Here is a 20,963-nt window from a genome sequence, read left to right on the forward strand (position 1 = left end):
TAAAAATAAAAGTAGTTTATCTTATGATGTATTAATTTACATCATCAATAATTTAATTTACAGTGACATAACATGAAATTCATAGTAATTGACGGACTTGATGGGTCTGGAAAGGATACACAAATAGATTTACTTGCACAATATTACAGAAATAATGGAAAAAATGTTGTTGTACGTTCTCATCCATGTGATGATAATAAATATGGTCGTAAATCCCGACAGGCACTTCACAAAACAGGTAAATTCAATCATATAAAAGCTACTATTTATTTTGGTCTGGATGCAATCAGATCTGTTCGCAAATACTCTCATGATGATAGTATAGATGTTTTAATTTTTTCAAGATATATTTTGGCGGTGATGTATCTTCCTAGTGTTGTAAATACAATTACTTATAAGATTGTTTGCGCTGTACTTCCAACCTCAGATACAATGTTCTTTTTAGATGTTACTCCTGAAGAATCCTTAAGAAGAATAGGTTCGAGGGATGACGAACTCGAAATGTTTGAAAATTTGGAATCCCTGACTAAGAATAGGGCAAATTCCAAAAAATTCACGTATAACTGGAATGTTATTGATGGAAATCAGTCTATTGAAGAAATCAATCAGCAGATTATAAATAAATGTATCCAATGTGACTAATTATTATTATTTTTTTAATACTTTAAACACAACTTATATATATAATAAAAATATAATATTAATATATGTGCGAAGAATTACTTGACCATTACGAAGAAGAAAAAAATTATGAAGAGGCAATAAAATTAATTGATGAAATAATTTTAAAAAATCCTGAAAAAGCCTCATCACTACTTTTTAGAAAAGCGAATGCATTAATAGAACTTAAAAAATACTCCCAAGCTATTACAACCCTGAAAGTATATGTTAAAGATTGTTCAAAAAATGAAAAAATCAAAGCTTATACTGTTATTGCAACATGTTATATGCATTTGGATGATGAAGAAAAGGCAGATGAATATCTTGTAAAAACTCTGGAATTGGATCCTGAAAATGATATAATCCTTAAACATTTGTCTTACGGTTCATATATTAGGCAGGAACATGAAAAATGCTATGGATATATACAACAGTTGATTGAAATTGAAAAGGCGGATATTGAAGATTATACCAATCTAATATTTTGCTGTATTCAATTGGACCGGATAGATGAAGCTCTGGAATATGCTGAAAAAGTAATTGAGTTGGATCCGACAAATTTGGATGTTTTTGCAACATTAACCATTGTTTATGAAGATTTGGAAGATAAAGAAAAATTAAAGGAAGTCTGTGAAAGAATCATTAATTTAAAAGATGATGGAACATTACAGATTATACTTTTAAAGGCTCAGGCATTATTGGAACTGGGGCGAAAAGAAGAAGCTTTTGAATTTGTCAACAAGGCTATCAAATTAAATCCATATGATCCGTTTCCATACTTGATGAAAGGTATGCTGTACAATAAGTTAAAAATGTTTGAACATGCACAGGAATGCTTCAGTGAAGCATTCAATTTAAATCCTGAATTACTGCTGATGATAGAAAAATTAAAATAATGGTAGAAATTCTTTGTTGGGTTCGATTCCCAATTCTACCTTGTTTTTTTCATCTCTCCTTTTAAAAATGAATTGGAATAGAGAAGTGGTCTTCCTATTTCAATTCTACAATTTTTCTTTTATATATAATATAAACTTATTTTAACATTTATTTTTTTAATCAAAGATTTTGTTGCTTTTTGTTAATATGTAAGCAAGTATTTGCTTGCTAAAATATTTATATTTGATTAGATACTTAATAAGATTTCATAATGATAAAAATTTTCATGGTGATATATTGAATATTAGGTATGGAATAATTTTATTCATTTTCATTTTTGCCATTTCCGCTATTTCTGCAGTTAATGCTGAAGAAATAAACAGTGATCTACTGGTTAATGAAAATGTAGATTTATTTGTATGTAATGTGGATGATGGATGTTTAGATTCAAGCGTTAATTATTGGTATGTTGATGGAAATATGTCTGTTTCAGATAATGGGTCTGATCATACTTATAAAACATTGAAAGAGGCAATTGATAATGCACAGGATGGTGACACGATTTATATAGCGCCAGGTGTGTATAAAGGAGAAAATAATGTTAATTTAGATATAGATAAAAAGTTAAATCTGATAAACTGGAAAAACGGAGATGTAATTTTTGATGGTGAAGGTAAAAATTCAATGTTCAGATTTTCCGTTGATTCTTTCAATATATCCGGTTTGACCTTTAAAAATGGAATTGGCTTTAATTCAATGCATGATCGTATTTTACCTGGTGGTCTTTTGCTTTTTGAAAATGGTCTTAAAAATAGTTTCATTAATGCAACATTTATTAATAATGTAATGTCATTCTGTGGTGTTATTACTTCTAATTGTGATATTGACCGTGTTAATTTTGATTGTACTTTTATTAATAATACTGGTGGAATATACGGAGGTTCACTTATCTATGCATGGGCCGGTTCCTTTAAAAATTCCCATATAACCTGTAATGCTTTTGATAATACTATTTGGAATAATTTCTTTAAAATGGAAGAAATATATAATGTTGATATTAAAGGTTTTTTAAATGGTAATAAAATTGTAGGAATTGACACTTCTGTTGTCTTTGATGAAAATCATTATGATAATTCTACATTCACATTTTCTAATTTTATTTCCTTGAATCCTGTTGATAGAGCATATAATGGAAAAAGTAATTCAGTTAAATTTTATTCAAGTATAATTCCTCAAGCATGTTATTATGTTAATGGCAGCATATTTGCTTCAGGTGATGGATCAGTCAATGCACCATTTAAAACATTAAAAGAAGCAATTGATGTTGCAAACGAGGGTGGTCTTATTCTTATAGCTCCCGGTGTATATACTGGAATTAACAATACTAATTTAAGTATTTACAAAAAATTGAGTTTTATTAATTGGACTTCTGGTGATGTGATTTTTGACGGCGAAGGTAATAATTCATTGTTTCAGTTTTATGTGGACTCATGCAGTATATCAGGTTTGACTTTTAAAAATGGAGTTTCCAGTATTTTAAATTTCAATAATTGCCTTAAAGATAGTTTTATCAATGCTACTTTCATAAATAATGTTGGTGTAGGAAAGGGTATCATTAATTTTGTGAATGGTTTTAATGGTGTTAATTTTGATTGTGCTTTTTATAATAATACTGGAGATGATTTTAAAGGCTGTTTAATTCATTCTCAAGATTCCATGGTTAATTCTAATATAAAATGTTATGCAGTTAACAATAACTATAAACTTTATTTATTTAAAGCAGAGCAACATATTTATGATGTTAATATTACCGGAATTTTCATGAAAAATAACCGTGCATTTTATTCAATGAATGGGTTTACTTCTGCATTTATTATGGGTATGGGTGATGACAGAGTCACTATATTAAATTCTGTTATTCTAGATGAGTTTGCTAGTTTTTATAGTCATTTTAACTATTATGCTAGTGCGAATTCCGTAAAAACAGTTAATAATTGGTTCGGCAGTACAAGGGATAATTATATGAACTCCAAATTGTGGGATGTTAAACAGTGGCTGTTTTTAGATGCAGATATTCCTGATGGAGCAGTTCAAAATTTTACAACACACTTAAAGTTTTCCGCTTATGATTCTTCTTCAAAAGAAGTCAAGGATTTTGATGGAGATTTCATTATTCCAATTGAAAATATATTAAATAATATTTCTATATCATCAGTCAATGCTAATTTGGATAAAACTAATGTATCTTTATATGAAAATTTCACATACTCTGCAATAAGTGCTGGTAACGGTACTTTAATTGCTAATTGGGATAAATATACTTTCACATATACATTCCATAATTTTGTATTTGATGATGTATATGTTAGTTCTGCTGAAGGCAATGATATTAAAGGTGACGGTTCTGCAAATAATCCGTTTTCTTCATTTAAAAAAGCTCTTGATAATGTTGATGATGGTGGATTTATACATATTGCACCGGGAAATTATTCCGGTGAAAATAACATTAATATAGATATTAATAAACATCTAAACATTTTAAACTGGACTAGTGGTGATATAATATTTGATGCTGAATTTAAAGGCAGGATATTTAATGTTAACGTGGATAGTATTAATATTACCGGTTTAACTTTTATAAATGGAAGATGTGATAGTAATGGTGGTGCAATATCATTTAATGGTAATGTTATCAATTCAGTTATCAAAGCCTCATTCATAGGTAACATTGTAAATTATGCATATGGTAATGGAATTTATATTGACGGTAGTTTAGTTAATTCTACTATTGATAGTATCTTTTCCAGTAAATTCAATTCTCTATCATATGGTGGAGCATTATATATTAATGGTGAAGTTATCAAATCCATTATTAACGGAACCTTTGAAAATACTATGTCCGCAAGTATCATTTACTTTAACGGCAATGTAATAAATTCTACAATCACTGGTTTATATAAAAACAATACTGTATCAAATTTAGCTGTTCTCTACTTTAATAAGGATATAATTAATTCAACTATGAACATAACAATGATGGATAATGGTGCATATGGTGATTGTGGAGCAATTCAAGCAAATGGAAAAGTAATTAAATCAGCTATTTATGGGTTGTTTAAAAATAATATGATGTTGAAAGGTAATATCGTTTATTTCAATGATGAAATTAATGATTTGGTATTTGAAGGAATATTTGATGGTAATCGTATGTTGGATGGTTCTGTTTTCTTTTTTAAAGAATCTGTTTTCAAGTTGTTAATTGATGCAATAATTACTAATCATAATAATGCTAATGAAACCGCATCATTATTTTCATTCATAAAAGATTGCTCAGCTTTTTACAAGTTCGAGTCCTTTGATTCCAGATGGTTGATTGTTTCAGATAACCCTGAATTCTTAGATGTTGTAGAATAATATTAAGATTGGACAGATTTGAGAGTTGGAATTTTAGTTTAAAATCCGATAAATGGTCTGTCTAAAACTATTTTTTTTTAATTCTATAATATTTCTTTTATGCCGCTGTCAGTAATAATCATTAGTGAATTGAGATTTTCCAGCATTAATGAAGCAATGGGATGAGTTTGGATATCTTTATTCATTAAAACAAGTTCCTTATCTACAATATCAACCCAGTTAACATTATAAATAACAACTCCATTAACGATTAATCCTAAATATTCTGGAACAAATCTATTTTCATTCATCTCTTCAAAAAACTGATTTTCACGTAAAATCTGTCTTAAAACATTATCCATACTAATCACTTCTTTCATAAACAAATTTTGGAACAGCATCATCGAAAGGATCAAAGGTTTCTCTGTTTTTAACTTCCATACATTTCATACTTACTTTTGAATGAAGGGATGAAGGAAGTCTTAAAATCCTTTTCAAATCAATGGAAACTTTAGCATCAATGGTTGCAAGATTAACACGGGCCATGGCTTCTACTAAATTTTTATATCTTCTGGGACCAATATCTCTTTTGAAATAGCCCCATTCATCATTTTCTAAATGATGTCTGGCTTTAAGAATGTCTTTCATTAATTTAGGATTAATTCCATCGATTTCTTCTTGTCCGGTTAAATGCTGAACATTGTATTTCATTTTATCAGTAAAAATCTTAGAATAACCAATAGGAATTGAAAAATGCTCAAAATTAAAAGCTTTGTTTGAGATATCAGTATTAATGAATTGTGATTTTGGAACATCAGCTCCTGCAACATATTTCAATACTTCAGATCTGAGTTCACTGTTGGCCAGCATCATTTCATCATCAAGAATCCTAATGTGATATCCTCTACCTGAATATATTAAATGAATGTTATCAAGCCCCAAATCACCATCTAAGGTATCAATTAATGAATTGACAATTTCTAGAGCTTCACCTAAGCAAATTTCACAAACACCGTCACAATTGCATGACCTGATTGGAATATCTTTTGCATCAACATCAAAAATGTATTCGGCCTTTTGCCAGTCTTCCCGTCTTCGGGGATTATTATAAAAAGCTACTGAAATATAAGCTGCAAAAGGTGCTTTATATCTAAGGAATTTTCGCAAAGACTCTGTTCCTCTGAAAGTTTTATATCTGTCATTGGGACCTCTGCCATTATGGTCAAAACCAAACTCACGCTTTTTGATTCCATCTCTAATGAATTCAGGAAGGTCTTTTTCACTCCATTCCTCACGATAATATAGGCGCCTTTCCTTAAGGGTAGCTTTTGAAAACATAATATGAATTATTTTTATCAAAGTATTTATTATTTAGTAAAGTGTGATTTTTTAAATTATTTATATAAAGAATTTATTAATTATATATTAGTCAAATAAATGAAGGTAAGATTATGAAAAAGAATTTTTTATTTATTATTTGTCTGATATTATTAATTGTTTCTGTTTCATCAGTATCTGCAAGTGCTGATGTGAACCAAACAATTAGTGATGAAACTGGGGACTCAATAGCTTTGGCTAATGATGATGGAAATGATTTAGATGATAATAATTTGTCTTATGTGTCTGACATAAACATGCAATCATATATTGATGATGGTGATTGTTCTGATTTGAATATTTCCAGTAGTGATATAAATGATATTGATTTGTCTAATTTGAATATTTCAGATGCTTTGTCTAAAGTTGATTTGTCTAATTTGAATATTACTGATGTTTTATCTAAAATTGTTTTGTCTAGATTGAATATTTCTGATGTTAATCCTTCAGATCTTGCTGATTTGACTCTTCCTAATGTCACAAAATATTATCATGGTCCTGAAAGACTTGAAGCAACATATACTATACTTGATCAACCTGTTGAAAATGTAACTATTCACTTTTATGTCAATGATGTTGAATATAAAGTTAATACAAGTAGTGCGGGTAAAGCATCTATTGCTCTTAATCTAAACCCTGGTGTTTATGATGTCATGGCCAGAAGTTTAGTAATATTCCAAACGGCTACAGTAACCATTAAATCAACTATTGAAGCAAAAGACGTAATTAAATACTATAAAAATGCAACCCAATACTATGCCAAATTTATTGATGGTCAAGGAAATCCATTAAAAAATACTGATGTTAAGTTTAATATTAATGGTGTTGAATATACAAGAAAAACTAATGCATCTGGTGTTGCAAAATTAAATATTAATTTAAATTCTGGAACTTATACTATAACTGCTACTAATCCTGTAACAAATGAAATGCGTTCTAATATGATTCAGGTATACGGTTTAATTGCTGAAAATAGGGATTTGACTAAATATTTCAAAAATGAATCACAATATTCCATAAGACTTTTCGATGATCAGGGAAATCCTGTTGGAGCAGGTGTTACTGCATTGTTCAATATCCATGGTGTGTTCTATACTAGAACTAGTGATGAAAACGGTTATGTAACATTAAATATTAACTTAAGCCCTGGAGATTATATTGTAACTGCTGAATTTAATGGATATAAAGTTTCTAATAATATTAAAGTTTTACCTGTCCTTATTGCATCTGATTTAACTAAAGCATTTTTAGATTTAACACCATTTACTGTTAAATTGGTTAATGGTCGCGGGGATGCTTTAATAAATAGGGTAATTACATTTAATATCAATGGTGTTATGTATAATCGTACTACTGACCTTTTTGGTATTGCTACATTAAATATTAACTTATGGCCTGGCGAATACATCATTACTTCAAGGTATGATGAAATTGGTGCTGTTACTTCAAATAAAGTAACTGTATCTTCAATTTTTGGTTAATTAATTTTAACCTTTTTTTCTTTTTTTTAAATTTCAATTAGTTAAAGATGCATCGAATTCTATTTATATTTACTTTTATAAAATAATAATATGGAAGAAATTTATGAAGTAATAGGTGTTGAGCATTTAAAAACCATATTGTCTGGACTGACACCTGAAGATATTGTAAAGCCTGCATATGATAACTGGTTTCCAACCCAAAAAACAGGCCATACTATCCTTGATTTAGAAACTGGAGAAGTCAGGGGCATATCAATAGAACACAATCAAATGCCTTTCCAGTCAATGATGTATATTGAATTGTATACTATAAAATCCAGTGATTATCCAATCGAGCCAGAGGAATTATTTTCAAAAACAGAATATGGGGAGTTTTTGGAGTTTATGGAAGATGAGCCATCTGAATTCGCACCTGATATGGTTAGTATTTTTTGTGAAGAAAATGGCATTGATGAAGAATCACGCAATATTGGAATACTGGCTTACAGGTTTTCCACTAATGATCAACAGAACTATAACATGTGGGAATCCGCTATTTTAAATAAATACTATGATAAAACAGATGAAAACCACAATCCATTTAAATTTAATCAAAGCAGTATGTAAATTTATGATGGTGGTTTTTTTGAATAATATTAATTTATTCTTTTGCTTGTTTATCCAATTGGAATTTTTTACGTCCGTAACATGATAGGGGATTATTAATTCCTTTACAGGAGCCGTCAGGTTTACACAGCTGTGGCAGGTGTATTTTTATTTTTTCACAGCTCATTGGTGTGTACCATGTTGTTTCTCCTTCATGGTTAATGTCTATTTCACTGTGCATTCCAAAACCTAGCTTAGATATGATATTTACCTTTTCCTGAGGCTGGTCTTCAAATAATGGTGGTGTACAGTTGTCTGCAGCATCAAATATCAATGGCAATATTTCATTTTGGGTTATGCTTAAATCAGGATCTACATCGGACACCTTTATTGTTTCATCTGATGCAAATATTCTTGGATATAATCTTGCATATGATGCAAATGATGTTAATAAAAGCACAATTGCATCGTTACGTCCTCCTGAAGATACTCCATTTACTGTATTTTGTATGCATGGTGGGAATGCATCAGGATTTAGTTTTCCTGCTTGTACAGTTCCATAAATTCCACCGCTGCCTGCATAATACTGATTATATTTACTTATTTCTTCTGGAATGAATTCTTTCAGCTCTTCGGATAATTTGATTATTTCAGGATGCATTTCAACTCTTGCAGACATCTCTTTAATTCTTAAAATATATTCTTCTGTTTTCTGCATTATTAAACGTGATAAAATTAATTCCTTAACACTGTCTCCAACCAGAATATTGTACATTCTGTCAGGACTTCTGTCTGTGAACTGTTCTGCATAATTGTTTAAAAATTCATCCTGCTGGAGGATTATCGCTCCATCCTGTATGAGCAATTCACTTAATTTAAGTTTTTTTGTAGATATTACATCTTTTAGAGAACTCCATTTAATTGCACCATCTGTCTTTATTTCATCTAAGATTTCATCTATTATTTCTTCTCTCATGGTGGGAGTTAATTTGGCTAATCTCTCTTGAATTAGTAATCCTTGTGATTCAATAAACAATCTTGCTTCTCTTGAACCTGGATTAAACTGTATTGCAATAGCTTGGCAGAGTACATGAAATATTACAACGTCCTGTTTAAAAATAGCTTCATTTAACAGGTATTCAAATTCATTTTGGTTATAGTTTTTATTATTCTTTTTCTCAATAGCCCACTGCATCCTTTTAAATGCCAAATCTTTGTAGGACTTCGGTATTATTGTGTCGTCTGAGATTTTTTGGTTGTTCGTATGTGTTACCTCTTCAATCAGGTATTCATCTTCTTTTTCAAGCTGATTTAAATCCCCATATTTCTTTATAATTTCACGACCTTCATTTGACAATGGGTTTATATATGAAATTTCTGCCATGATTTTAATTTTAGTTTCGTATATTAAATAATTAACTTATTTCTAAAAGCAATATTTCATTTATATTGTAATTTTTTTGGAGTTTGTATTGAATACTAAAATTTAAATATAGTATAAAATAAAATATTACGATGATTATAGGTTTATTATTAAATAAATTAAATGGTGTATTAAAAATGGTTGATTTATATAAATATTTTTCAGCAATTTATGATGAATGTAATGTTAGTACCCATTCTATTATATTTGGAAAATCCATGTTGAGATATTTTGAAATAATGCATCCTAATGAATCTTTTAAGAAAAATTTAGATTTATGTTGTGGAACTGGATCATTATGTAATTTTTTGATGGAAAATGGGATTGAATCAAAAGGTGTGGATTTATCTGAGGAAATGTTGGAAATTGCTTTAAAAAATTATCCTGACATTGAATTTGTTCATTGTAATATTATAGATTATAAAGATGATGAAAAATATGATTTTATTACTTCGACTGATGATGCTTTAAATCATATTATTGAAATTGATGATTTAAAAAAATCTTTTCAAAATGCCAATAATCTTTTAAGAAAAGATGGTTTATTCATTTTTGATATATCTAATTTTAATCAAGTTAGTTTTAAAAGACGTGAGAAGTTTTCAGAGGGTTCTAAAAAACTTGTTTATTCTCCATCAAAGAAAGGTAAAATCGTTAATTATAAAGTAGAATATTATGAAAATGATGAATTTATATGGTCAGACGATATTAATGAAAGAGATTACAGCGTTGATGAGATAATTGGACTTTTAAATGATACAGGTTTTGTACTAGAAGTATGTGCACAATATTTCTTTGATGAAAATAGGATGGCTAAATTTAATTTTGTTGCTAGAAAAATAAGTTAATTCGATATTTTTTTCAATTATTTTGCTCAAAATAGCCATATTAATCTTTTATTTTTAAATTTATCCTGCTTAAATTTATTTTTATCATATATTTTCTTGAATACCTCGACCTCATTTTTCATATCAAAGATTTTTAATATTTATTGCAATTAATGTTTTTTTGTTCATTAGTCAATGTTCCTTATTTTAATTTTTGTTTTGGGATAATCTTAAAAAAATAATACTATATAAAGTATGAATAATATACATATTAATGCTTAAAAAATTTAGGAGAAAAATTAATGACTAAAATATTTATTTCATGTGCACTTCCTTATGCAAACGGTCCGTGTCATTTGGGTCATATCCGTTCTACATATTTGCCTGCGGATATTTATGCAAGGTATAATCGTATGATTGGAAATGACGTGTTGATGGTTTGTGCTACTGATGAACATGGAACTCCAATTGCTGTTAAGGCAGATAAAGAACATAAAAAGCCTATTGAGATTTCTAAAAGATATCATGACATGATTGTTCGTGATGTGGAATCCATGAATATTTCTTTGGATAATTTTACCAGAACTACTGATAAACTTCATTATGAAATCGCTCAGAATTTCTTTAAAGATTTGTATGATAAAGGTTTAATCTATAGGCTTGATATTCAGCAGCTATACTGTGAGAATTGTAAGAAATTCTTGCCTGACCGTTATGTTGAAGGTTTATGTCCTGCCTGCGGTAGTGAGGCTCGTGGAGACCATTGTGAGAAATGTGGAAGAGCATTAGATCCGACTGAACTTGATGAACCGAAATGTTTGACTTGTGGCAATACGCCTGTTATTAAAGATACTTATCAGTATGCTTTTAAATTATCTGATTTTGAAGATGAATTGAAGTCTTATATTAATAATAATGATAATTTGCCTGCTAACGTTAAAAATTATGCATCCAACTGGCTTAAAGAAGGCCTGAATGATTGGGTTTTAACTAGAGATATGGATTGGGGAATTCCAGTTCCTTTGGATGAAGCTAAAGGAAAAGTCTTGTATGTTTGGATTGAAGCATTTTTAGGTTATATTTCCTCAGCCGCCCAATGGTCAAGAAAAACAGGCATCAAATGGGAAGACTACTGGGATGATTATGTTGTCCATTTCATTGGAAAGGATATTATTTACCATCATTCAATATTCTGGCCGGGTTTACTCACTGCTTACGGATGTAAAAAGCCGGATATGATTTATGCAGGTGAATTCTTATCTCTTGAAGGAGAAAAGATGTCTACCAGTAAGAACTGGGTTATCTGGATAGATGATTTTGTAAAGGATTTTGATCCTGATTTACTTAGATATTATTTAACAATCAATGCTCCTTTAAATAAGGACTCTGACTTTTCATGGGATGATTTCCAAAGAAGAAACAATGATGAGTTGGCTGATGTTATTGGAAACCTGCTTCACAGAACATTTACATTTACCAATAAGTTCTTTGACGGCAAAGTGCCCGAATATAAAAATCCATCCAGCGAAGATTTGGCATTTGAAGCTGAAATTAAGAAATTACCTGATACTGTAGGTGAATTCATTTCTGCTTATGAATTCAGGGAAGCTTTGCTTGAAATATTTAAAGTAGCTAAAATAGGAAATAAGTATTTCAACGATCAGGAACCTTGGAAAGCAGTAAAAGAAGATATGCAAAAGGCTGCTAATACATTATATTTATCAAATCAGTTAGCTAAAGCTTTAGCAGTAGTATTGAAACCGTTCTTACCGGGTAAAGCTGATGAAATAGCTGAAATATTGAAATTGGATAATGTAGAAAAATGGGAAGATGCTAAGGTTGTTTTGCCTGAAGGTTATGAAATCGCTAAAGCTAAACCATTATTCAAAAAAATTGAAGATGATGTAATCACTCTTCAAAAAGAAAAACTACAGGAAAACTTAAAAAATAATGAGGATGATAATATGAGTGATATTATAGATATTGATTACTTTGACAAAGTTGATATTAGAATAGGTCAAATTAAAGAAGCTGAAAAAATAGAAAAATCTGACAAATTATTAAAATTACAGGTTGATATCGGTGATGAAACCAGGCAGATTGTTGCAGGACTTGCAAAATTTTACTCACCTGAAGAATTAATTGACAGAAAAGTTGCTGTTTTAGTTAATTTAAAACCGGCTAAATTGTTCGGAACATTATCTGAAGGAATGCTTCTTGCAACTGGAGAAAGCGGAGCATTGCTTTCACCAGATGACTGTGAAATAGGTGAACAAATTCAATAAATTTGATTAATATGGATGAATCTGTCCTGGTAATTAAGGCTGAGAAATACTTAAAGGAAATTGCTGCTGATGATATTAGTTTGGATAATATCTATGAGTTTGACAATTTCAAAAATCTCTACCTTAAGCTGGATGACAGATTAAAAACTTTAAAAGAACTTAGACGTGACATGGAGATACAGGGATACGGTTCTCCATTCGCATCACTTAATAAATATGGAAATAAGGTCATTGGCGAAGTTTCTCTTGATGAAATGGGTGAAAATAGCCGTCACAACAGGATGTTTAGAAATAAGGCAAATGCCAAGAAAAATATTCTGGACAGGGTTAAATCAGCTATTGATTCACACCAAATTGCATTAGGCCATTTAAACCAGTTTGGATATTTGAAATGTGATTCATGTTATAAAAAATATTCAATTTCTGATTATATCCAATCAAACGGGAAATGCAGCTGCAAATCCGAATCATTTTCATTTAAAATCAATAGGCAAAATACATATAGGATTGAAATAATTCCATATTTGCCTCTGTCAGGTAATTATCTTGTATTGATGTCAGATCTTTCAAAATATGGGAGAAGTTCATTTAAGAAAGTTATCAATGCACTTAAACAGGAACGTACAGGACATGTTAAAACTATCTCAACATTATTCAGATATAAGGACAGCAATAATCGCTGGTTAAGGAAAAGAACTACTTTTGATTCTGAATTTGTTGATAATTATGAAGAAGAACTCAGAAAAACCTATGGGAAAGATGTAAGAATTGAGAAATTGGAATTCCATAGGACAAAACCTGCCATTATAGATGACAAGCATGCTAGAATATCTTTAGCTTTGGGATACGTTCGACACGCTGAAAATATTATCCTCACTATTCGAGACGACATATTTAAAAGAAAATTAACTGATTTTAAAAGAATAAATAATTATGATGAGATATTTCATAAATACAACAATTATACTCCAAATTTCATAGATGCATTTGACACAGCGGAAATTGAAAGGTGGAGAGAAAATAAAATCAATGAGAAATTAAGGGAGCTCAATTATTTAAATCGTCATAATGAACTTAATCGTTCACTTAAAAGGGATTTAAAGACTCGAGATGCAATTGAGAGAACAATTTTTGAAAATATAGCTCCTGCATTAATCAGTTGGGATATTTTCAGATATTTTTTAACGACATCCGTTTCAAATCGTAAACTTACAACAGGTCCATTCCCATATATTCGTGTTGAACTTGACCGCCAACAAAGAAAAGTGTTTTCCAAAAGATTTCCGAAAGTTACAGACATTTTAAGTCAATTCACTGATATTAAAATTCTTGATGTGGAGGAAAAGGATTTAATATTGTATGAAAAATTCAAATTTGAAAAGCAGATGAAGAATTCAAATGTTAAATTTAATCATCCTGCATTGGGTGCTGCTCATCTGTATTTAAACAGTGACATTGACATGGAAAAGATTAGCAATTCATTGTATGTTAATGAATCTAAAATCAAAAAGGAAATTAAAAATATTGAAAGTATTAAAAATCCTAAAACGGATAAATCTAAAAAATTCCTTGATTTAATTAAAAAGTAGTGTTAGTTATGGATGAAAATGTTACAACAATTCATATTACGGAGACATTATCTTCAATAGACATTATGAATTTGCTTGATAAATATCCTGACCTTGAAAAAATAACCTGCTCACCAAGTGTCTATAACAGATTGTCTGACAATTATATAAACGCTTTAGAGCAGTTGGATATTGAAGTTACAAAAGAATATCACTGGGGAGCTTCCAGAAAACCCTGTGATTATGAAGATGAGTTATTGAAACTTGCAAGTGAAGGATATAAGGCCAGTGAAATTGCAGAAATATTGGATATAACTGTTAATAGGGTTTACTATTTGCTTAGAAGAAATAAAACCAAATTAGATACCAATACTAAAAAACATGATTATGATGAAGTTAAATCACTAAAGGAGTCTGGTCTAAAACCGAAGGAAATTTCCGAAAAGTTAAACATTCCGGTTAGAAGTGTATACTATATTCTAAATAATAAGTAATGATATATTGCTTTTAGAAACTGATTAATGCAGTTATCTTATGAAATAATACTGTCGCCTCAATTTAACATTAAATGATTATAATTAGGTAAATGCTGATTTTTTAGTTTGAATAATCGCAAATTATTTTTTTAACTTGTAATAAATATATAATTAAGTAAGTGATTATTATGATTTTATTACCTCAACTACCATTATATGTTATAGCGATAATATGTGGGTTGCTTGCTTTTTTAGTAACTCATTTGTCAATGCCCAGAATTATTAGAAAGTTGGAAAAAGCAGATATTGTAGGTAAGGATTTACATAAGTCTTGGAAACCTATTGTTGCTGAAATGGGTGGATTCGGAATTCTTTTCGGTTTTATTATTGGAATGTTTTCCGGTATCTATATGCACGATATTCTTACATTTTCATTAAGTATTGTGCTTCTTGTTATTTTACTTGTAGGTATTATAGGTATTGTTGATGACCTGTTGGTTTTATCTTCAAAAGAAAAACTTTTATTGTTGTTCTTAGCAGGTCTTCCTTTAATATGGGTTGCTCCGGATAATGTGGGAATTCTATATTTAATTTCCATTCCAATAGCTATTTCCATCGGATCCAATTTGACAAATATGCTTGCAGGTTTAAATGGTATTGAATCAGGTTTGGGTATCATATCACTTGCATCCTTAACTATTGCCTGTATTATTTTAGGAAAATATGACGTAACAATCATCAGTATGAGTATGCTGGGTGCTCTAATTTCATTTTTATATTATAACAAATATCCCGCTCAAATTTTCCCAGGAGATACCGGTACATTAATCATTGGTGCTACAATTGTTTCCATTGCTTTCATTGGTAGGGTTAAATTAATTGCACTGATTGTTTTAATGCCGAATATCATTGATGCTGCTTTGAAATTTTACAGTGCAGGAGTTATGGAACGCCAGCAGTTCAAACCAACTCAGGTTGATGATGAAGGTAAGTTAATAAGGCCGAATTCAGGTTTTAAATCATTAATCAGATGGGTTATAAGAAAACCGGTTACAGAAAAACAGGCCGTTTATATAATCTGGTCTATCGGTTTATTATTCGGTCTTTTAGGTATATTTGTTGCATTAACAATGCCTGGCGTAATAGGTAATCAGACATTAGCAAACTTCCTTCAAATTAAAGAGATGTTTTATCATATATGAGGTGATTTAATGAAACCTTATGTTATTTTAAATGCTGCCATGACTCTTGACGGCAAAATAGTTACTGCAAAAAACAGTTCAAATATTTCAGGTGAAGAGGACTTGAAGAGAGTCCATGAACTAAGAAAGAATGTCGATGCGATAATGGTTGGAATCGGAACGGTGCTGGCTGATGATCCGAGATTAACTGTTCACAAGGTTGATGCCAATCCTGAAGACAATCCTGTTCGTGTAGTGGTTGACAGTAAATGCAGAACTCCAGTTGCAGCTCGCATAACAAATAAAGATGCCAGAACAATTATTGCTGGAGCTAATGAGTTCAAATATGATTTTTTGGTCAGCGACAGATGCAATGTCTTTAAACAGAGAGGCGTAGAATTTTTCTTCAGTGGAGATACAAGAGTTGATTTAACTTCATTGATGGCTCATCTGGCAGATGAAGGAATTGAAACTTTAATGCTGGAGGGCGGAGCTACACTAAACTTTGCAATGATTGAAGCAGGCCTTATTGATGAGATAAGAATATGTATTGCACCGAAAGTGGTTGGCGGTGTAAATGCAAAAACGCTGTTTGATGGTGAAGGTTTTGATTCAATGGATGAGGGAGTTAACCTGGAGTTAACGGATTCATTTAAATTAGGAAAGGATTTGATTTTAACTTATAAAGTTCTAAAATAATCCCATATATCCTACATTTTGACAAACGCAGTATCTGCAAAGAGACCTTTTGTCATGTATTGCTTTCATTCTTACTTTACAGTAATAAGAATCATCTAATTTATAAACATCATCTTTTTTATCATCACTAAATGGATGAAGGGGTTTTTTTACAATCAATGCTAGATAAAGAGATAAATATTTGGTAAATTCGCGAGCTTCAATATCTCCTCCGGCATAGGTGTCAAAGTAATAGTTAATGTCACCTTTCATTTTGTTGATGACACTATCTTTAATATCAAAATCATCACTTATTTCTAAAGAATAGATTTCATCATAGGTTTCAGAATTGTATTTGGCCAGTTTTTTAACTAAGGGGTCTTTATATCTATCGTCAGTTACTTTATTTCTTAAGTATTCTATTGGATAGTCTTTCAATTCGGTTTTTATAATATTTAAAAGAACTGATGCTTTCATAATATTCCTTTACTTTTCAATAATTCACGAGGATTATCCACAAGAGCTTTCATAGCTTCTTCATCAGTTAAACCTGCTCCACGTGCGATTTCATATGATTTTTCAAAGGTTATCAGATTGTCCGGTGAATGGGTATCCGTATCCACCAGTAGCTTGTTTCCCACTTCACGGGCAATATTTGCAACATGACCGTTTCCAAAGCAGTGTCCGTTACGTGCACTAATTTCAAGATAAATATCGTTTTTAAGTGCAAGTTCGGCTTCTTCACGGGTAATCAATCCGGGATGGCCTAATATGTCGACATATTTTGATTTAACTGCTGCCAAATTTGTACCTGGAGTTACTGGTTCATTCAATGTTTCACCATGTACAACTACTATTTTTGCACCTAATTCTTTTGCTCTTTTAGCTATTCCGTCAATTGACTCTGTTGGCACATGGGTTACTTCAGCACCTAAAATAACAGTTATATCCCATTTTGAATTAATGTCATCTATTGCGGATTGTATTTTTGGAATTTCTTCAATATTATAATAGTCAACATGATCTGTAATCGCGATTGCTTCATGATTTAATTTCAATGCTCTTCTTGCAAGTTCGGATGGTAGTAATTCCCCATCACTGAATAAACTATGCATGTGTAAATCTATTCTTTTGTTCATTTAAAACACCTATATTTATATATTTTTTATCTATATATTAATGATTAGGAAATATTTAATTATTTCCTATAAAAATTATGGAGAAAAAATATGAAAAATAAAACTTTCGTCGCTTTGATAGCATTTTTCTTAATTGCTGCAGGCGCAGCAGCTGTTTATGCTGAAAGTGCACATGTTGGGTCTTTTAATTTTGACATCCCTAATGATTTCAAAGTAAAAGAAACTAACGATACTAGTGTTGTTTTGCAAAATGATAAAAAAGAAATTATTGTATCTTCCAGCATTGTTGGTAAAGATGCAGTAAAATCCTATTTATCCGGCCAAGGTTTCAAATTCAATGACACCATCAATGGTACAAAAGATGTCAAAGGTACAGGTTTAAACGGACATTACACTTATACTGCAGATACTTATTCCAAAGACAAAGGATATGCAATTGCATATTTATTAACTGATAAAAACGTTTCTGTTATTGCAATAGATAACAACTTTGACTCAGATGATGGTTTCGCTAAAGGCGACCTTTCAAGTGCCGCTGAAAGTATTGTTGATAAAATAATGCTAGCTAAATAAATTTAATTTTAAATTTATTTTTTTTCCTTTTTTTTTAAACTTAATTTTATATAGAAATAAAGATATACTTTTTATTAACTGAAATTTTTTAGGAGATATTTATTATGAAAGCTAAAGCTGCAAAAATTGCTGAAGGTGTTTACTGGGTTGGTGTTCTTCATTGGAACAGCAGAACTTTCCATGGATACGGCATTCCAGGAACCACATATAATGCATATTTGGTATTTGGGGAAGAAAAGACAGTATTAATAGATAATACATATGTTGGTCTTCAAAATCAATTAGATGCTAGAATTGAAGATGCATTTGCACAAGAAGGAAAAGATATTAAAATTGATGTTTTTGTACAAAACCATTCTGAAATGGATCATTCAACTTACTTGAGAGATACTATTGAAAAATATAATCCTGAAGCTGAAATCTATGCATCCTCTAATTGTATCAAATTTTTAGAACAACAATATCACAATTTTGGAGATTTGGAAATAAATGCGGTTCAAACTGGGGATGAAATAGATATTGGTGGAAGAACTCTTAAATTTATTTCTGCACCGATGTTGCACTGGCCCGACAGTATGTTTACTTTCCTGGCTGAGGATGGAATTTTATTCTCAAATGATGCATTCGGTCAACATGTATGTCATTCCAAAAGGTTTGACAGCGATTATTCATTGAGCTATTTGCTTAAAGAAGCAAGAAAATACTATGCTAATCTTGTAACTTTAGGCTCTCCAATGCTTAGAATGAAATTGCAGGAATTAACTGACACAGGTTTAGTTAATGAGATTAAAATGATTGCACCATGTCACGGACAAATCTGGACAAACCCTGCCCCTATTGTTGAGAAATATTCCGAATGGGCTTCTGGCGTATGTAAGGATAAAATCACTGTTATCTATGATACTATGCACCACTCAACTGAAAAATTAGCTTTCCAAATTGCTGAAGGTATAATTAGTGAAGGTGTTGAAGTCAGAATGTACTTTATGCAGGAAGATGGCCCTGATGATGTCATTACAGATATTTTAGACAGTAAAGCTATTGCATTAGGTGCTCCAACAATGATGAATAAGCCTTTCCCGCGTATCGGGAATATGATGTACTGGCTTGACTGTGTAAACTTTGCAGGAACTACCAGTATTAAAAACGCTTTAATCTTTTCATCAAAAGGTTGGGGTGGAGGAGCTGTTAAAAAACTCCAAGAGGAATTAGAAGCTTCCGGATTTAATGTTACTGACACATTAGATGTTACCTTTGTTCCTGATGAAGATGTTTTAGAAGAAGCATTCAACAAAGGTGTTGAATTGGCTAAATCAATTAAAGAATAATTTCTTTTATTCTTTATTATTTTTTTTCAACAGCTAATTGTTGTGTATCGCAACATTTATATATTAATTATTTCAAAAATATCCTTAACAGATTGTAGGTGTAAAAATGTCAAAAAGTCTAGTGATTTATTTTTCCCGTGCAGGTGAAAACTATTTTGGTGGAGAATTGAAAAATATTGAAAAAGGAAATACTGAAGTTATAGCTGAATACATTCAGGATGAAATCTCAGCAGATTTATTCAAAGTGGAACCGCTTGTTGAATATCCTGCAGATTATATGAAATGTATTGATGTCGCTCAAAAGGAACAAAACGATGATGCACGTCCTGAAATTAAAAATGCATTGACTGATATCAGTGAATATGACACAATTTTCATTGGTTTTCCGAACTGGTGGGGAACCCTACCGATGCCGATGTGGACTCAACTGGAACAATTGGATTTCACAGGAAAAATAGTAAAGCCTTTCGTTACCCATGAAGGATCAGGATTCGGCTCTTCTCAAAGGGATTTGGATAAACTCTGTGAAGGTGCAGAAATCAAAAAAGGTTTATCAATTCCCGGTGCAAACGTTTATGATGCAAGAGATAGTGTGGCTCATTGGGTGGCTGAATAATGTCTGAAGAGATTCTTTTTGGAAAAGGAGAAGCAAATCCTTTTGGTGAATTTTTCATTGGGGATAGCTATCTAAATATTTTGGCTCAAGTCGGTGAAGTGATGGTTGCTAATGTCACTTTTGAACCGGGTTGTAGAAATAACTGGCATATACATCATGCAGATGAAAATGGCGGTCAAATTTTGCTTGTAACTAAAGGTGAAGGATGGTATCAGGAAGAAGGCAAATCTGCTCAAAAATTAAAGCCAGGTGATGTCGTATCAATTCCTCCGAATGTAAAGCATTGGCATGGAGCAAGCAAAGACTGTGAATTTACACATATTGCTATTGAAGTTCCAGGTATTAATCCTAAAAACGAATGGTGTGAAGAAGTTTCCGATGAGGAATATGATGCATTGGAATGAACAAATTTATTATTAATCACCACCATATTTTTTATTATGAGTACTTCTGTTTTTATACCGGCACATATTACTGGATTCTTCAGTATAGAAAAC

The 20,963-nt window shown here is 30.9% G+C and carries 20 protein-coding genes; 15 read left to right on the top strand and 5 right to left on the bottom strand.

Translation table 11 applies throughout. The features are described 5' to 3' along the window. The first annotated feature begins 72 nt into the window (after nucleotides 1–72). The 3 genes from ACKI5C_RS04550 to ACKI5C_RS04560 all read left to right on the top strand — a co-directional run bounded on the left by ACKI5C_RS04550 (nucleotide 73) and on the right by ACKI5C_RS04560 (nucleotide 4,950). A complete protein-coding gene (locus ACKI5C_RS04550) occupies nucleotides 73–642 on the top strand; it encodes a thymidylate kinase (RefSeq protein ID WP_407432020.1) in 570 nt (189 codons plus the stop codon). A gap of 65 nt (nucleotides 643–707) precedes the next feature. Then, on the top strand, nucleotides 708–1,556 hold the full coding sequence (locus ACKI5C_RS04555; protein ID WP_407432021.1) for a tetratricopeptide repeat protein: 849 nt from the start codon (nucleotides 708–710) through the stop codon (nucleotides 1,554–1,556). Nucleotides 1,557–1,833: 277 nt separating this feature from the next. Next, nucleotides 1,834–4,950, top strand: a complete 3,117-nt coding sequence (locus ACKI5C_RS04560; RefSeq protein ID WP_407432022.1) for a hypothetical protein — start codon at nucleotides 1,834–1,836, stop codon at nucleotides 4,948–4,950. Nucleotides 4,951–5,033: 83 nt separating this feature from the next. Here ACKI5C_RS04560 and ACKI5C_RS04565 read toward each other — a convergent pair whose 3' ends face one another. Then, complete coding sequence (locus ACKI5C_RS04565) at nucleotides 5,034–5,291, bottom strand: hypothetical protein (RefSeq protein WP_407432023.1); 258 nt, start codon at nucleotides 5,289–5,291, stop codon at nucleotides 5,034–5,036. A 1-nt stretch (nucleotide 5,292) separates the two neighbouring features. After that, nucleotides 5,293–6,267, bottom strand: a complete 975-nt coding sequence (priS, locus tag ACKI5C_RS04570; RefSeq protein WP_407432024.1) for a DNA primase catalytic subunit PriS — start codon at nucleotides 6,265–6,267, stop codon at nucleotides 5,293–5,295. A 113-nt stretch (nucleotides 6,268–6,380) separates the two neighbouring features. Between priS and ACKI5C_RS04575 the strand changes: the two genes are divergently transcribed. Together ACKI5C_RS04575 and ACKI5C_RS04580 are read left to right on the top strand one after the other, a co-directional pair. Continuing rightward, nucleotides 6,381–7,787, top strand: a complete 1,407-nt coding sequence (locus tag ACKI5C_RS04575; RefSeq protein ID WP_407432025.1) for a hypothetical protein — start codon at nucleotides 6,381–6,383, stop codon at nucleotides 7,785–7,787. A 90-nt stretch (nucleotides 7,788–7,877) separates the two neighbouring features. Further along, nucleotides 7,878–8,393, top strand: coding sequence for a hypothetical protein (locus tag ACKI5C_RS04580; RefSeq protein ID WP_407432026.1), 516 nt, complete (start codon nucleotides 7,878–7,880; stop codon nucleotides 8,391–8,393). A gap of 34 nt (nucleotides 8,394–8,427) precedes the next feature. Here ACKI5C_RS04580 and priL read toward each other — a convergent pair whose 3' ends face one another. Next, nucleotides 8,428–9,756, bottom strand: a complete 1,329-nt coding sequence (priL, locus tag ACKI5C_RS04585; protein ID WP_407432027.1) for a DNA primase large subunit PriL — start codon at nucleotides 9,754–9,756, stop codon at nucleotides 8,428–8,430. A 176-nt stretch (nucleotides 9,757–9,932) separates the two neighbouring features. Here priL and ACKI5C_RS04590 point away from each other — a divergent pair, with 176 nt between their 5' ends. The 6 genes from ACKI5C_RS04590 (at nucleotide 9,933) to ACKI5C_RS04615 (ending at nucleotide 16,831) form a co-directional block, all read left to right on the top strand. Continuing rightward, on the top strand, nucleotides 9,933–10,643 hold the full coding sequence (locus ACKI5C_RS04590; RefSeq protein ID WP_407432028.1) for a class I SAM-dependent DNA methyltransferase: 711 nt from the start codon (nucleotides 9,933–9,935) through the stop codon (nucleotides 10,641–10,643). 281 nt (nucleotides 10,644–10,924) lie between these two features. Further along, nucleotides 10,925–12,907, top strand: a complete 1,983-nt coding sequence (gene metG / locus ACKI5C_RS04595; RefSeq protein ID WP_407432029.1) for a methionine--tRNA ligase — start codon at nucleotides 10,925–10,927, stop codon at nucleotides 12,905–12,907. An 11-nt stretch (nucleotides 12,908–12,918) separates the two neighbouring features. After that, nucleotides 12,919–14,496, top strand: coding sequence for a DUF530 domain-containing protein (locus ACKI5C_RS04600; protein WP_407432030.1), 1,578 nt, complete (start codon nucleotides 12,919–12,921; stop codon nucleotides 14,494–14,496). 8 nt (nucleotides 14,497–14,504) lie between these two features. Beyond that, nucleotides 14,505–14,969 (top strand): hypothetical protein, encoded by a 465-nt coding sequence (locus ACKI5C_RS04605; RefSeq protein WP_407432031.1) that lies wholly within the window; start codon nucleotides 14,505–14,507, stop codon nucleotides 14,967–14,969. Between the two features lie 170 nt (nucleotides 14,970–15,139). Then, nucleotides 15,140–16,153 (top strand): multidrug transporter, encoded by a 1,014-nt coding sequence (locus ACKI5C_RS04610; protein WP_407432032.1) that lies wholly within the window; start codon nucleotides 15,140–15,142, stop codon nucleotides 16,151–16,153. Between the two features lie 9 nt (nucleotides 16,154–16,162). Then, nucleotides 16,163–16,831, top strand: coding sequence for a 2,5-diamino-6-(ribosylamino)-4(3H)-pyrimidinone 5'-phosphate reductase (locus ACKI5C_RS04615; protein WP_407432033.1), 669 nt, complete (start codon nucleotides 16,163–16,165; stop codon nucleotides 16,829–16,831). On the opposite strand, the gene ACKI5C_RS04620 is transcribed toward ACKI5C_RS04615, so the two are convergent. Continuing rightward, entirely contained in the window at nucleotides 16,823–17,287 is a 465-nt protein-coding gene (locus ACKI5C_RS04620) for a DUF2115 family protein (protein WP_407432034.1), read from the bottom strand. The genes ACKI5C_RS04615 and ACKI5C_RS04620 overlap by 9 nt on opposite strands. Next, on the bottom strand, nucleotides 17,284–17,949 hold the full coding sequence (locus tag ACKI5C_RS04625; RefSeq protein ID WP_407432035.1) for a histidinol phosphate phosphatase domain-containing protein: 666 nt from the start codon (nucleotides 17,947–17,949) through the stop codon (nucleotides 17,284–17,286). Before ACKI5C_RS04625 ends, ACKI5C_RS04620 begins: the two co-directional genes overlap by 4 nt. Nucleotides 17,950–18,039: 90 nt before the next feature. Between ACKI5C_RS04625 and ACKI5C_RS04630 the strand changes: the two genes are divergently transcribed. From ACKI5C_RS04630 to ACKI5C_RS04645, 4 genes are all read left to right on the top strand, one after another. Continuing rightward, nucleotides 18,040–18,522: a hypothetical protein gene (locus ACKI5C_RS04630; RefSeq protein WP_407432036.1), complete on the top strand. Its 483-nt coding sequence runs from the start codon at nucleotides 18,040–18,042 to the stop codon at nucleotides 18,520–18,522. 104 nt (nucleotides 18,523–18,626) lie between these two features. Then, complete coding sequence (locus tag ACKI5C_RS04635; RefSeq protein ID WP_407432037.1) at nucleotides 18,627–19,850, top strand: FprA family A-type flavoprotein; 1,224 nt, start codon at nucleotides 18,627–18,629, stop codon at nucleotides 19,848–19,850. A 106-nt stretch (nucleotides 19,851–19,956) separates the two neighbouring features. Next, entirely contained in the window at nucleotides 19,957–20,466 is a 510-nt protein-coding gene (locus ACKI5C_RS04640; protein WP_407432038.1) for a flavodoxin, read from the top strand. Next, nucleotides 20,466–20,870: a cupin domain-containing protein gene (locus tag ACKI5C_RS04645; protein ID WP_407432039.1), complete on the top strand. Its 405-nt coding sequence runs from the start codon at nucleotides 20,466–20,468 to the stop codon at nucleotides 20,868–20,870. Before ACKI5C_RS04640 ends, ACKI5C_RS04645 begins: the two co-directional genes overlap by 1 nt. The last annotated feature ends 93 nt before the right edge of the window (nucleotides 20,871–20,963 follow it).

It is taken from the genome of Methanobrevibacter sp., assembly GCF_045646045.1.
Classification (GTDB): domain Archaea; phylum Methanobacteriota; class Methanobacteria; order Methanobacteriales; family Methanobacteriaceae; genus Methanocatella.